Genomic DNA, 13,359 nt, shown 5'->3' with positions numbered 1-13,359 from the left:
GAAGCGCCCCGGCAGTGACCGGGCTCACGTCCCGTCACCCCCGCCCGCCGGTCCCGGGGCCGGCCCGGGACTGGTTGACTGCGGCGGGAGGTCAGGGTGGAGGCATTGGTCTCGGCGTTCGCGCCGATCTGGGCACTGACGGCGGTCGGGTGGCTGGCCGGGCGGACGGGGCTGCTGGGGGCGGACGCCGAGGCGGTGCTCGGCCGGTTCGTGTTCCACGTCTCGATGCCGGCCGCGCTGTTCACCGTGGTGGCGCGCACCGACCTGGCGTCCTTCGCCGACCGCTGGGTGCTGGCGTTCGCCGCCGGGACGCTGGTCGCGTCGGTGCTGGGCCTGGCGGCCGGGCTGCGGGCCGAGCGCAGCACCACCGAGCGGACGGTGGCGGTGATGGCGGCGGGCTACGTGAACTCCGGCAACCTCGGCATCCCGGTCGCGGCGCAGGTGCTCGGCAGCGCCTCGTTCGCGGCGCCGGTGCTGCTGTTCCAGGTGCTGCTGGTCACACCGGTGCTGCTGACCGTGCTGGACGCGTCCACCGGCACCGCCCCGCCCAGCTCGGCCGCCCGGCTGCGGCGGCTGGCGATGCTGCCGCTGCGCAACCCGGTGATCCTCGGCGCCGGTCTGGGCGCGCTGTTCTCCGCCGAGGGCTGGCACCTGCCGGGGCCGCTGGCGCACTCGGCGGACCTGCTGGGCGCGGCGGCCGTCCCGACCGCGCTGGTCACCCTCGGGCTGTCGCTGCACACCCCGCCGGGCACGGCGGCGCAGCGCCCGGACCGGGGCGAGCTGGGCGTCGCGGTGCTGGTGAAGACGGTCGGGCAGCCGCTGGCCGCGCTGGCGGTCGGCGCGCTGCTGCTGCACCTGCGGGGGCCGCAGCTGCGGGCGGCGGTGCTGATGTCGGCGCTGCCGACCGCGCAGAACGTGTACGTGTACGCGCGGCTGTACGGGGCGGCGCCGGTGCTGGCCCGCTCGGCGGTGCTGGCGTCGACGGTGCTGTCGATGCTGACGCTGTCGGTCATCGCCTGGTCACTGGGCGGCGGTTGAGCGCCCCCCGGGGAACGTGCGGCAGGTCACAGGCTTCGCCCCGGCGGGGGCCGCTCCCGTAGAGTTCGGCGGTACGGACGGGGCGATCGAGGAAGCATCGGCAGTGACGAACCAGCAGAGCGGGCCGGGCAGCGCCCCGGTCGAGGACGACACCGACTACGGCAAGGGCATCGATCCCGACCGCCTGGAGCTGTGCCTGAGCGTGCTCGCCGAGCTGGACGGGATCCACGTCGACCACCCGGACGCGATCCGGGTCCGGCTGGCGGTCGGCGGTCTCTTCCGCACCCTGAAGCAGCGCCGCCGCCAGGAGACCCGGGCCCGCAAGACCGCCAACGACCGCGCGGTGACGGCGCGGACCGCGACGGGCGCGGCGGGCCGGATCGACGACGAGACGGCGGGCGTGTTCGGGCTGAGCACCGAGACCACCACCGAGCTGGCCGGCATCCTGGAGCGCCCGCGCTCCTGCTACACCTGCAAGCAGCGGTACGTCGAGGTGGACGCGTTCTACCACCAGCTGTGCCGCAGCTGCGCGGCGCTGAACCGCTCGCGCCGGCACGCCCGGGCCGACCTGACCGGCAAGCGGGCGCTGCTGACCGGCGGCCGCGCCAAGATCGGCATGTACATCGCGCTGTGCCTGCTGCGCGACGGCGCGCACACCACGATCACCACCCGCTTCCCGAACGACGCGATCCGCCGCTTCACCGCGATGCCGGACAGCGCCGAGTGGATCCACCGCCTGAAGATCGTCGGCATCGACCTGCGCGACCCGGCGCAGGTGATGGCGCTGGCCGACGAGGTCGCCGCGGACGGCCCGCTGGACATCCTGATCAACAACGCGGCGCAGACCGTCCGCCGCTCCCCCGGGGCGTACCGGGAGCTGGTGGCGGCCGAGTCGGCGCCGCTGCCGGCCGGGGCGCTGCCCGCCTCCACGGTGATCGGCCGGTTCGGCTCGGGCGCGGTGGACGTGCCGGCGCTGCCGGGGCAGAACCGCGGCGAGCAGCCGTCGGTGAGCGCCGAGGAGGTCACCTCGCTGGCCCTGGTGACGGGTTCGGCCTCGCCGGAGCGGATCGCGGCCGGGACGGCGATCGACGCGGGCGGCCTGGTGCCGGACCTGGCGGACACCAACAGCTGGGTGCAGACCGTCTCCGAGGTCGGCCCGATCGAGCTGCTGGAGGTGCAACTGTGCAACTCCACCGCCCCGTTCATCCTGATCTCGCAGCTGCGCCCGGCGCTGGCCGCGTCCTCCGCGCGCCGCAAGTACGTGGTCAACGTGTCGGCGATGGAGGGCGTCTTCGAGCGCGGCTACAAGGGCTCGGGCCACCCGCACACCAACATGGCCAAGGCCGCGCTGAACATGCTGACCCGCACCAGCGCGCAGGAGATGTTCGAGACCGACGGCATCCTGATGACCGCGGTGGACACCGGCTGGATCACCGACGAGCGCCCGCACCCGGAGAAGATGCGCCTGCACGAGGAGGGTTTCCACGCCCCGCTCGACCTGGTGGACGGCGCGGCCCGGGTCTACGACCCGATCGTCCGGGGCGAGTCGGGCGAGGACCTGTACGGTTGCTTCCTGAAGGACTACCAGAAGGGCAAGTGGTGACGGACGCGCGGCACCAGGACGTTCTGCACCAGGACGCTCGGGCCCCGCTCGGGACGCACCCGTTGCCGCCGCTGGTCGGCGCGGGCGTGATCGTGCCGACCGGGGACGGGCGGGTGCTGATCGGGCGGCGCACCACCGCCGGGGAGCCGCCGACCTGGAGCCTGCCCGGCGGCAAGGTCGACCACCCCGGCGAGTCCTTCGAGGCGGCCGCCGCACGGGAGTTGGCCGAGGAGACCGGCATCGTGCTGCCCGCCGAGGAGATGCGGGTGCTGGCGGTGCTGCTCGACCACGAGCTGGGCCGCACCCGGGTGACGGCGGCGGTGCTGGCCCCGCCGAGCCTGGCCGGGGCGCTGGTGACCGAGCCGCACGCCTGCGCCGGCTGGGAGCGCGTCGCCCTGGACGCGCTCCCCGAGCCGATGTTCTACCCGTCCGCACAGGTCCTGGCGGCCTGGCTGCCGGACTACCGGGCCCCCGGCGGCACCTGGCGCTACCCGGCGCCCCCGCAGGGATCCTGACGGCCCGTCAGCCCTTTCGGCTCTCCGCTACTGCCGTCCGGCCGCCCGGAGCCGGACGTCCGCCGGGGGCCGGGCCCCGGCCCGGCGCACCAGCAGGACGAAGGTCCGCACGTAGGCTTCGCCCTCGGTGACCTGCGGCCAGTCCAGGGCGGCGAGCGCCGCGGACGCGGCGGCGTGCGGCTCGCCGTGCACCCGCACCTCGGCCACCCGCCGTCCCGCCCCGCCGCTGCCGAAGTGCACCTGGACGCCGACGAGTTGGTCCCGGCCGAGGTCCCCGCCCAGGGCGGGGGCGAGGGCGGGCAGCACGGGGTTGCGGACCAGCCAGTCCTGCACGTCGTGGAAGTGCCGGCCGGTGCCCCAGCCGACCACGCCGCCGTGGATGGCGTGCCAGCCGGGCAGGCCGTCCGGGTCGGACGGGTCCAGGTGGCCGGCGAACCGGCCGTTGTGGGCGACGAGTTCGATCAGCGCGGCGCCGGTGGTGGACGCCCACACCTCGACGCCCCGGCGCACCGGGTCCTGGTCGCCGCCGTCGATCCGGGGCACCCGGTCCGGGACGGCGGTCTCCGGCCGGTCCCGGTCGGCCAGGAACACCAGGTCCCACCGGTCCGGGTCTCCGTCCGGAGAAAAGTCCGGCCGGACCGCCAGCGCGCCCGGACCGCGCACCTCCGGCCCCTCGACCCGCCACCGTTCGCCGTGCAGCGCGGAAAGTTCGTCCGCCACCGCATCCAACACCGCCTGCGCGGACGGCTGTTCCGCACTCCTGCCGGGCGCGCCCGGGCCGGTGCCGGACCGGCCGCGCCACCATGATCCCCATGCCATGGCGGACACCGTAACGTTGTACGGATTCGCTCACAATGTGCCTACGGGGCGCTCTGTCAGGTGGTCGATGTCGTCCGCTATGTGTATCGTCGCACTGCGCGATCAGGGACTTACCGCGGGCAGCAGCTGGGGGCGGCAATGGCTGTGGAACTACCATCGGGGCTCAACCACATCATCGGACTGCTGGGCGTGCGCTTCCCGGCGGCCAATGAGGACGAGCTCAACCAACTGGCCGACCAGTTGGAGAAGTTCGCCGGGGCACTGGACAACGCCCAGATGACGGCGGACAAAGCACTGACCATGCTGCACGAGGTCTACCAGGGCAGTTCGGCGGACAAGCTCGCCGAGCTGTGGAGCACCATCACCAAGTACTCCAAGGTGATCGTCGAGATCTGCCAGACGGTGTCCAAGGTGCTGCGGGCCGCGGCCGTGGTGATCGAGGTGGTCAAGACCCAGTCGATCGCGCAGCTGTTCTCCATCTCCGCCCAGCTGGCGGCGGCCTCGTCCACCGGGCCGTGGAGCGCGGCGGCGGTGCTGCGGATCGGCCGCGAGATCATGAACCAGCTGCTGGAGGCGGCGGTCGGCAAGCTCGCCCAGACCATCGCCCGGCCGATCGAGTCCATGATCGAGAAGGCCGCGCAGAAGATCGCGCCCACCCCGTCCAACAACTCCAACGGGCAGGGCTTCTCCATCGACCTGGCCCAACTCGCCCAGTGCGCGGCCGACTTGCGCCGCGGCGCGGACGACATCGAGACGCACGGCACCAACTTCAAGCGGATCGTGCAGAGCCTGAAGATGGGCGACTCCGGCGACAAGTTCGGCAAGATCGTCATCGAGGTCGCCGAGAAGGTGCTGCAGACCATCGCCGAGGAGGTCCTCAAGCGGATCCTCGCCTCGTTCCGCGACACCGCCGACAAGATGGACAAGATGGCGGGCAACCTGAACGAGAACGAGGACAGCAACCGCACGGCGCTCAACAGCCTCACCTCGTTCGCCGCCAACCCGCTCAGCCCCAACGCACCGGCTCCCACCGGCTCGCTCCCCCAGCTGAACGGCCCGCGCCTGGGCGGCGGCGACGCCGGGCTGGCCGCGTTCGCCGGCCTGATGCCCAAGCTCGGCCCGGTCGGCTCCGGCCTCTCCGGCGGCGGCCGCAGCGGCGGCGCCGGCATCAACACCCTCGGCCTCAAGGAACCGCTGCTGTCCGGCGGGCACGGCGGCGCGGGCGGCGGCTCCGGTTCGGGCTCCGGATCCGGCTCCGGTTCCGGTTCCGGCAGCGGCGCCCCGGGCGGCTCGGGCGCGCCGGGCGGCATCGCCGTCGGCCCCCGCCTGGGGATGCCGGCCGGCAGCCTCGGCAGCCGCAGCGGCAGCAGCAGCACCCGGATCGAGACCCAGAAGTCCGGTGAGGGCAGCGGCAGTTCGGCCGTCGGCTCCGGTTCCGGCGGTTCCTCGCCCGGCACCGCGACCAACGGGGTCGGCCGCTCCACCCCGCCGGGCGGCATGATGGGCATGGGAATGGGCATGGGCCACGGCGGCTACGGCCCGGTCGGCGGCTCCGGCATCCGCGGCGCCTCCCAGCGCCGCACCGGCCGCACCGCCGACCAGGACCCGGAGAGCTCCGTCAACGCCGACAGCGTGGTGGCCGGCGACCCCGCCGCCGCCGGCATGTACTCCACCCTCCAGCTGGGCCGGGTCACCCCGCACCGCCAGCCGGTGACCGAGCGCGACGACCGCTACGACGACGACTTCGAGCTCGACCTCGACGGCGTCGACGACGAGTTGGACTGACCGCCCACCCGCCGACCGCCCGCCGCGCCGACCGCCGACCGGTCGGCCCCGCACCGCCCGCAGCCGCCGACAGGGCCCCCGGAGTCCACTCCGGGGGCCCTGTCCCGTTTCCGGGCCCGGCCGCGGCCCGCTCCGGCCGGGCCCGGTCCGTGAATTGACCGTGAACCGTAAACTTTTCGCCGTGGTGGTATGGACCACGAACGAAGCGGATGGCTAGGGTCGTAACGGCTCGCGTCCGCGGCCGTTCGGACCCCTGCGACAGGACGTGAGCGTGGCCGAGACACTGGTGGCCTCCGAGTACGAAGCCGAACGCCTGGACGCCACCGCCGCCTGGGTCGCCCGGCACCGCCCGCCGGGCAGCGGAGCACTGGCCGAACTCGGCGCCGGCGAGGGCGCGTTGACCGGCCGACTGCTCCGGGCCGGATACACCGTGCACGCCGCCGAACCGGACCCCGCCCTGCGGGCCCGGCTCTGGGACCGGCTGCGCGGCCGCGCCCGGCTCCGGCTGAGCGGGGCCGACCTCGCCGCCCCGCCGCCCGTCCGGCGCCGCTTCGGCGCGGTACTGCTGATCGACACCCTGCACGCGGGCCAGGACCTGGAACTGCTGCACGCCCTCCCCACCGACCTGCTGTTCGTCGCCCTGGCCCCGTCCGCCCTCGACAGGCGGCTGCGCCCCTGGCTCTCCGCGCAGCAGGGCTGGCTGCTGGTCGAGGAGATCGACCTCGCCGCCCCGCACCCCGCCCAACGGACCCTCGCCCCGGGCAGCCGCGGCGTCCTGCTCCGCCGGGCCGGACTCCCCTGACCCACCGCGATCCGGGCAACCGGCCGCGATCCGGTCAACCGCCCGCCCCACCCCGGCAACCGACCGGTCCGGGCCGCCGAGGAGGCGGAACGGGCGCTCAGGGCAGCCGGGCGAGCAACCCGTCCATCGCCGCCCGCCCGGACTCCAGCGCGGCCCGCAGCAGCGCCGGGTCCCGGGCCAGCCGGCCGACCTTCGGGGCGTCCGGCCCGGGGCGGACGGAGAGCACGGCGGGACCGTCGGCGGCCGGGGCGAGGTCGTGCCGGCCGAGCAACTCCTCGTCGGCCAACAGCCGTTCGGCCCGCCCCAGGTAGGAGTCGCGCAGCGGCGCGGGGTAGCGGCGCAGCACCGTCCGGGCCACCATCCGGGATCCGCGCGAGGGCCCGGCCGCCGCCCCGGCCGCCGCTCCGGCCGCCGCTCCGGCCGCCGGCGCCGCGAGCGGGGCCCGCGAGCGCAGCACCAGGACGTGCGTGGCGCCCTGGGCGAGCGCGGTGCGGAACGGGACGGACTCGGCGAGCCCGGCGTCGTAGTAGTGGCTGCCGTCGAGCGCGACCGGCGGCCCGGCGAGCAGTGGGAGGGCGGCGCTGGCGCGCAGCGCGAGGCGGAGCCGGGCCGGGTCGGTGAGCAGCGGGTGCAGGTCGGTGGCGGCCCCGGTGCCGGTGTGGGTGGCGATCGGGTGCAGGGTGGTGGGGTTGGCGAGGATCGCGTCGAAGTCCATCCGGGCCACGTGCGCGTACAGGTGCTCGACCAGGTGGTGCAGGTCGACGACGGGGCGGCCGCGCAGCACGTTGGCGGGGCGGACCATCGCCCGGGCGTACTCGGCGTCGGCCCAGCCGGCCAGCTGCCCGGGGTCGCTGCTGAGCAGCCAGGCGCCGGTCAGCGCCCCGGCGGAGGCGCCGTAGACGGCGTCGAACGCGCCGGTGAGGCCGGCCTCGTGGAGGGCCAGCGCCATGCCGCCGGAGATGATGCCGCGCATGCCGCCGCCCTCGACGGCCAGCGCGATCCGCCGGCCGTCGGTGCGCCCGCCGGGACGGCTGCCGGTGCGCCGCCGCTCGGCGAGCGCCGCCAGGACCCGGCCGCCGGGCGCACTCGCCGCGTCCGGCGCGCTCGGCGCCCCCGGCGCCCCGTACTCGTCCTGCTGCTCCACGCCGCCGCCTCCGGTGTCTCCCGCTCGCCCCGGCACCGGTTCCGCCGCACGTCCGCCGCACGCCCGTCCGTCCCGCGCCCGTCCGTCCCGCGTCCGCCCGGGCGCCCCGCCGGGGGTGGCGGCGTCCGGAACGCCCAGAAGTGTCGCACACGGACCCGGGTGCGCCGTCCGGCCGCGCCGCGCCCCACCGGCGGACGCCCACGGGCGCGCCGTGTGCGATTCGTCCGGTTGCGTCCTGCTATGTGTGGTCGATGGTCCTCATCAACCGCGCGCCCCGGCTGCGCGCCGCCACCGCCGTCCTCGCCGCCACCGGCGCCCTCGCGGCGGCGGCCCTGCTGCCCGCCGCCCGCTCCGCGTCCGCCGCGCCGGGGGACCTGGCGAGCGCGACGCTGGTGCAGCTCACCAACCAGGACGTCCCCGCGATCGGACTGTCGGCGTACCGCGGCGCGTACGGCACCGCGCGCTCCACCACGGTGCCCGACACCGACACCGCGGACTTCTCCTCCGACCCGGACGGGATGCTCTCCCGGATCAGCATCGCCACCCGGACCACGCAGACCTCCACCAGCCCGTCCAAGTACTTCGCGCAGGCCCAACTCACCAACCTGGTGGTGTGGTTCAACTCCTCCGAGCTGATCCACTACCGCCCGGTCGAGGCCGGCTCGGTCGGCTCCCTGGACTCGTACGCGGAGTGCGTGCCGCCGCCGGTCGGCCCGTACGCGCTGGCCTACAACCACACCGACGGCGACGAGGTGACCGTCCTCGGCCACCGGGTCGGCGTCGGCACCACCCGGCTGCAGATCACCGGCGCGGACATCGGCCTGCCCGCCACCATCGGCCCGTCCACCCTGGACGTCACCGTCGACCAGCACGCCGACCCGGCCGCGCAGAGCCGCCAGTACACCGCCGAGGCGTGGCTGGACGTCAGCATCTCGGGCACCTTCACCAACCTGCGGGGCGAGCAGCTGTACACCGGCCCGGTCACCGACGCCCGCCTCGGCGAGGTCCACGTCACCTGCCCCAACACCAGCCCCAGCCCCAGCCCGTCCCCCTCGCCCACCCCGTCCCCGTCCCCGTCCCCCACCGCGAGCCCCACCCCGACGCCGACCCCCACCCCGACCTCGACGCCGACCCCCACCCCTTCGCCCACCCGGCCGTCCCCGACCCCGACCCGGACCCCGGCGCCGGTCCCGCTGCCCGACACCGGCGCCGACGGCCGCCCCCTGGGCCTGGCCGCCGCCGCGCTGGGCCTGTGCGCCCTGGGTGTCGGCGCGCTGGCCTACTCCCGCCGCCGACGCTGACACTGACGCCTCATCCCCCCCATGCCGTCACCCTGCGCCACGCTAGTGTGACGGCATGTCAGTCCTCGGGACCGCCTCCTGCACCGACGCCACCGCCCTCCCCGAACCCGTCGCCCGGGCCGTCGAGTTGGCCGCCCGGCTGGGTTTCACCCAGTCCTGCCGCCCGGAGCAGGGACGGCTGCTGCAGGCCCTCGCGGCGGGCGCGTCCGGCCGGATCGGCGAGACCGGCACCGGCTGCGGCGTCGGCCTGGCCTGGCTGCTCGCCGGACGGCGGCCGGGCGTCCGGGTGGTGAGCGTCGAACGGGAGCCCGAACGCGTAGCCGCGGTACGGGAGTTGTTCGCCGACGTGCCCGACCTGGAGGTCCTGCACGGCGACTGGACGCTGATCGGCCGGCACGGTCCGTTCGACCTGCTGGTCCTGGACGGCGGCGGCAACGGCAAGCAGTCCGCGGCCGCCGACCCCGAGCGACTGCTCACCCCCGGCGGCACCCTGGTGGTCGACGACCTCACCCCGCTCACCACCTGGCCGCCGACGTACCAGGGCGCACCCGACACCGGCCGCACCGCCTGGTACGACCACCCGGCACTGCTCACCACCGAGATCCGCCTCGCCCCGGACTCCGCCACCCTGCTGGCCACCCGCCGCCCCTGAACCTCCCCCGGCGCCCGCTGGTTGCGTCCGGGGAAGCGGTGTACGGGTTCCACCCGTACCGGGGTTTCGTCGCGACAGCGGGTGTCGCCTGAGAACGTAAGACGGCCACCGGCTGGTTCTTCGAGGACGACCAAGCTCTTGAAGGAGTCACCGCACGACGGCCGCACCTGACAGTCCGCCGTTCGCCGCCCTGCTGGAGGAGCACCCGGCCTCGGCGGGATCTTCCCGGACCGTTCCTGGGTCATCCGGCCGATCGGCGCGGTCCTGGCCGAGCAGAACGGCGGATGGGCCCCCGGTCGAGAGGCGACTCGACCCGAGCACCTCTGCACTCCGCCGGCACGAGCGGACCTTCGACGGCTCCGGCGTCTCCGGGTTCCCGATGACCGGCGTCCTGGTACTCGACCTTGAGGACCACCCCGTCTGCCGATCCGGACGACCGCATCCGGCAGTCGGAGGCCCGGGTCGCCGCACTCGAGGCCGACGAACCGAAGCCGGCCACCGAGTGCCGGGTGGTCATACGGCGGGCAGCCCGTGGGCGGTGAAGCGCGCGCGGGCGGCCTCGATCTGTCCGGGGGTCGGGGCCGGCGTGTCCGCGAGGGTGAACTCGCGGCCGAGGGCGGCCCACTTGGCCGCTCCGAGCTTGTGGAAGGGCAGCACGTCGACCCGGGAGACGTTTCCCAGCGAGGCGGCGAACGCGGCCACCCCGTCGACGTTGTCGGCCGGGTCGGTGAGGCCGGGGACGAGGACGAAGCGGACCCAGACGTCCTTGCCGAGGTCGGCGAGACGGCGGGCGAAGTCCAGGGTGGGCTCCAGCGGGCGGCCGGTGAGCCGCCGGTACAGGGCCCGGTCCCAGGACTTGATGTCGAGCAGGACGAGGTCGACGTCGGCGAGCAGGGAGTCGCTGGTGCGCGGGCCCAGGTAGCCGGAGGTGTCCAGGGCGGTGTGCAGGCCGAGTTCGTGCTTGAAGCGGTGGAACAGTTCACCGGCGAACACCGGCTGGAGCAGCGGTTCACCGCCGCTGATGGTGGCGCCGCCGCCGGCGGCGCGGATGAACGCGGTGCACTTCGACGCCTCGCCGACCACCTCGTCCGCCGTGGTGCGCCTGCCGTTGCCCATCCGTCTGGTGTCGGGATTGTGGCAGTAGAGGCAGTCGAGCGGGCAGCCGGCCAGGAAGGTGACGAAGCGGGTGCCGGGTCCGTCCACGCCGGTGGAGAGGTCCCAGGAGTGGACGGCCCCGGTGATCGGGCGCCGGGTGGCGGCGCCGGCCGGTGTGACGGCGCGGCCTGCCGTTCCGTCCGGCAGCGCCGGGGCGGGGGCGGGCGACGGGCAGTGCGGGAGGGCGGGTCCGGACGGTGCGGCCATGGCGGGCTCCTCGGTCGGGGCGCGGCCGCCGGCGGTGGGCCGGCGGCCGCGCGCGGACGGGCTACAGCGAGCCGTGGAAGGTGCGGCCCAGGACGTCGAGCTGCTGTTCTCTGGTCAGCCGGACGAAGTTGACCGCGTAGCCGCTGACCCGGATGGTCAGCTGCGGGTACTTCTCGGGGTGTTCCATCGCGTCGAGCAGGGTCTCCCGGTTCAGCACGTTGACGTTCATGTGGAACCCGCCGACCGCGGTGTACCCGTCCAGCACGCCCGCCAGGTTGCGCACCCGCTCCTCGGGGGTGCGGCCCAGCGCGTCGGGCGTGACGGTGTTGGTCAGCGAGATGCCGTCCTCGGCCGCCGCGTACGGGAGCTTGGCCACCGACATCGCGCTGGCCACGTAGCCGTGGGTGTCGCGCCCGTTCATCGGGTTGGCGCCGGGCGAGAACGGCTCGCCGGCCCGGCGGCCGTCCGGAGTGGAGCCGGTCTTCCGGCCGTACACCACGTTGGAGGTGATGGTCAGCACCGACTGGGTGTGCTCGGCGCCCCGGTAGGTCGGGTGCTTGCGCACCTTGCGCATGAACTCCTCGACCAGCCACACCGCGAGCTCGTCGGCCCGGTCGTCGTTGTTGCCGTACGCCGGGTACGCGCCCTCGACCTCGTAGTCGACCGCGAGGCCGGACGCGTCGCGCACCGGACGGACCTTCGCGTACCGGATCGCGGAGAGCGAGTCCGCGGCGACCGACAGGCCGGCGATGCCGCAGGCCATGGTGCGGCGCACCGCGCGGTCGTGCAGGGCCATCTCCAGGCGCTCGTAGGCGTACTTGTCGTGCATGTAGTGGATGACGTTCAGCGCGTGGACGTACGTCTCGGCCAGCCACTCCATCTGCCGGTCGAGGCGGGCCAGCACCTCGTCGTAGTCCAGCACCTCGGAGGTGAGCGCGCCGGTGGCCGGGCCGACCTGGGCGCCGGACCGCTCGTCCCGGCCGCCGTTGATCGCGTAGAGCAGCGTCTTGGCGAGGTTGACCCGGGCGCCGAAGAACTGCATCTGCTTGCCGACCTCCATCGCGGAGACGCAGCAGGCGATGGCGGTGTCGTCGCCGAAGCGCGGGCGCATCAGCTCGTCCGACTCGTACTGGATGCTGGAGGTGTCGATCGACACCCGCGCGCAGAACTCCTTGAAGCCGCGGGGGAGCCGGGGCGACCAGAAGACCGTCATGTTGGGCTCCGGCGCCGGGCCCAGGTTGTACAGGGTCTGCAGGTAGCGGAACGAGGTGCGGGTGACCAGCGGGCGGCCGTCGGTGCCGATGCCGCCGATCGACTCGGTGACCCAGGTCGGGTCGCCGGAGAACAGCTCGTCGTACTCGGGGGTGCGCAGGAAGCGGACGATCCGCAGCTTGATGACGAAGTCGTCGACCAGTTCCTGGGCCTGCTGCTCCGTCAGCAGGCCGGCGGCCAGGTCGCGTTCGAGGTAGACGTCCAGGAAGGTCGAGGTGCGGCCGAGCGACATGGCCGCGCCGTTCTGCTCCTTCACTGCCGCCAGGTACGCGAAGTACAGCCACTGGACGGCCTGGCGGGCGGTGCGCGCCGGGGCGGAGACGTCGTGGCCGTAGCTCGCGGCCATCGCCTTGAGCTCCTCCAGGGCGCGGATCTGCTCGGCGAGCTCCTCCCGCCCGCGGATGGTGTCCTCCAGCGCGCGCGGGTCGCTGGGCGCGGCGTCCAGCGAGGCCTTCTCCTCCCGCTTGGCGGCGATCAGCCGGTCCACGCCGTACAGCGCGACCCGCCGGTAGTCGCCGATGATCCGGCCGCGTCCGTAGGCGTCCGGCAGGCCGGTGACGACGCCGGCCTTGCGGGCGGCCCGGATGTCGGGGGTGTAGGCGTCGAAGACGCCCGCGTTGTGGGTCTTGCGGTGGACCGTGAAGACCTTCTCCAGCTCCGGGTCGACCGGGTAGCCGTAGGTCTCCAGCGCCCCCGCGACCATCCGCCAGCCGCCGTTGGGCATGATCGCCCGCTTCAGCGGGGCGTCGGTCTGCAGGCCGACGATCAGCTCGTTCTCCCGGTCGATCCAGCCGGGGGCGTGCGCCGTGATGGTCGACGGGGTGTCGTACGAGACGTCCAGGACGCCCCTGGCCCGCTCCTCCGGGAACAGGGCGGTGATCTTCCGCCAGACCCCGGTGGTCCGCTCGGTCGGGCCGGCCAGGAAGGATCCGTCGCCCTCGTACGGGGTGTAGTTCTGCTGGACGAAGTCGCGGACGTCGATCGCGTCGCGCCACAGGCCGCCCTTGAAGCCGTCCCAGGCCCCGGTCGGCGCGGACGTGGCGGGGTGCTGCTGCGAGGTGGTCAT

General features: G+C 74.5%; 11 protein-coding genes. 7 read left to right on the top strand and 4 right to left on the bottom strand.

The genetic code is table 11. The features are described 5' to 3' along the window. The first annotated feature begins 96 nt into the window (after window positions 1-96). The 3 genes from EDD39_RS19090 (at window position 97) to EDD39_RS19080 (ending at window position 3,156) form a co-directional block, all read left to right on the top strand. A complete protein-coding gene (locus EDD39_RS19090) occupies window positions 97-1,038 on the top strand; it encodes an AEC family transporter (protein WP_123557613.1) in 942 nt (313 codons plus the stop codon). Window positions 1,039-1,141: 103 nt separating this feature from the next. After that, window positions 1,142-2,641 (top strand): SDR family NAD(P)-dependent oxidoreductase, encoded by a 1,500-nt coding sequence (locus EDD39_RS19085; RefSeq protein WP_123557610.1) that lies wholly within the window; start codon window positions 1,142-1,144, stop codon window positions 2,639-2,641. After that, on the top strand, window positions 2,638-3,156 hold the full coding sequence (locus EDD39_RS19080; protein ID WP_162870058.1) for a nucleotide triphosphate diphosphatase NUDT15: 519 nt from the start codon (window positions 2,638-2,640) through the stop codon (window positions 3,154-3,156). Before EDD39_RS19085 ends, EDD39_RS19080 begins: the two co-directional genes overlap by 4 nt. 27 nt (window positions 3,157-3,183) lie before the next feature. Here the strand turns inward: EDD39_RS19080 and EDD39_RS19075 are convergent, their stop codons facing one another. Then, a complete protein-coding gene (locus EDD39_RS19075; protein WP_148089472.1) occupies window positions 3,184-3,975 on the bottom strand; it encodes a DUF6348 family protein in 792 nt (263 codons plus the stop codon). Window positions 3,976-4,119: 144 nt separating this feature from the next. Between EDD39_RS19075 and EDD39_RS19070 the strand changes: the two genes are divergently transcribed. Then, window positions 4,120-5,760 (top strand): WXG100-like domain-containing protein, encoded by a 1,641-nt coding sequence (locus EDD39_RS19070; protein ID WP_148089471.1) that lies wholly within the window; start codon window positions 4,120-4,122, stop codon window positions 5,758-5,760. A 271-nt stretch (window positions 5,761-6,031) separates the two neighbouring features. Beyond that, on the top strand, window positions 6,032-6,562 hold the full coding sequence (locus EDD39_RS19065) for a class I SAM-dependent methyltransferase (RefSeq protein WP_123557602.1): 531 nt from the start codon (window positions 6,032-6,034) through the stop codon (window positions 6,560-6,562). Window positions 6,563-6,659: 97 nt separating this feature from the next. On the opposite strand, the gene EDD39_RS19060 is transcribed toward EDD39_RS19065, so the two are convergent. Then, window positions 6,660-7,706 (bottom strand): patatin-like phospholipase family protein, encoded by a 1,047-nt coding sequence (locus tag EDD39_RS19060; RefSeq protein ID WP_244256796.1) that lies wholly within the window; start codon window positions 7,704-7,706, stop codon window positions 6,660-6,662. A gap of 251 nt (window positions 7,707-7,957) precedes the next feature. On the opposite strand from EDD39_RS19060, the gene EDD39_RS19055 reads away from it, so the two are divergent. Both EDD39_RS19055 and EDD39_RS19050 read left to right on the top strand, forming a co-directional pair. Continuing rightward, complete coding sequence (locus EDD39_RS19055; RefSeq protein ID WP_123557600.1) at window positions 7,958-9,007, top strand: hypothetical protein; 1,050 nt, start codon at window positions 7,958-7,960, stop codon at window positions 9,005-9,007. Window positions 9,008-9,062: 55 nt separating this feature from the next. Beyond that, entirely contained in the window at window positions 9,063-9,659 is a 597-nt protein-coding gene (locus EDD39_RS19050) for an O-methyltransferase (RefSeq protein ID WP_123557598.1), read from the top strand. 513 nt (window positions 9,660-10,172) lie between these two features. Here EDD39_RS19050 and pflA read toward each other — a convergent pair. Both pflA and pflB read right to left on the bottom strand, forming a co-directional pair. After that, window positions 10,173-11,021: a pyruvate formate-lyase-activating protein gene (gene pflA / locus EDD39_RS19045; protein WP_123557596.1), complete on the bottom strand. Its 849-nt coding sequence runs from the start codon at window positions 11,019-11,021 to the stop codon at window positions 10,173-10,175. A 61-nt stretch (window positions 11,022-11,082) separates the two neighbouring features. Beyond that, window positions 11,083-13,359: a formate C-acetyltransferase gene (gene pflB, locus EDD39_RS19040; protein ID WP_123557593.1), complete on the bottom strand. Its 2,277-nt coding sequence runs from the start codon at window positions 13,357-13,359 to the stop codon at window positions 11,083-11,085.

The sequence above is a fragment of the Kitasatospora cineracea genome, assembly GCF_003751605.1.
GTDB lineage: Bacteria > Actinomycetota > Actinomycetes > Streptomycetales > Streptomycetaceae > Kitasatospora > Kitasatospora cineracea.
This window is presented reverse-complemented; position numbering and strand designations above follow the sequence as displayed.

What these genes read in the sequence shown, in the direction of transcription:
- EDD39_RS19075 (WP_148089472.1), bottom strand. Translation starts at nt 3,975, where the DNA reads ATGGCATGGGGATCATGGTGGCGCGGCCGGTCCGGCACCGGCCCGGGC.
- EDD39_RS19055 (WP_123557600.1), top strand. Translation starts at nt 7,958, where the DNA reads ATGGTCCTCATCAACCGCGCGCCCCGGCTGCGCGCCGCCACCGCCGTC.
- EDD39_RS19050 (WP_123557598.1), top strand. Translation starts at nt 9,063, where the DNA reads ATGTCAGTCCTCGGGACCGCCTCCTGCACCGACGCCACCGCCCTCCCC.
- pflA (WP_123557596.1), bottom strand. Translation starts at nt 11,021, where the DNA reads ATGGCCGCACCGTCCGGACCCGCCCTCCCGCACTGCCCGTCGCCCGCC.
- pflB (WP_123557593.1), bottom strand. Translation starts at nt 13,359, where the DNA reads ATGACCACCTCGCAGCAGCACCCCGCCACGTCCGCGCCGACCGGGGCC.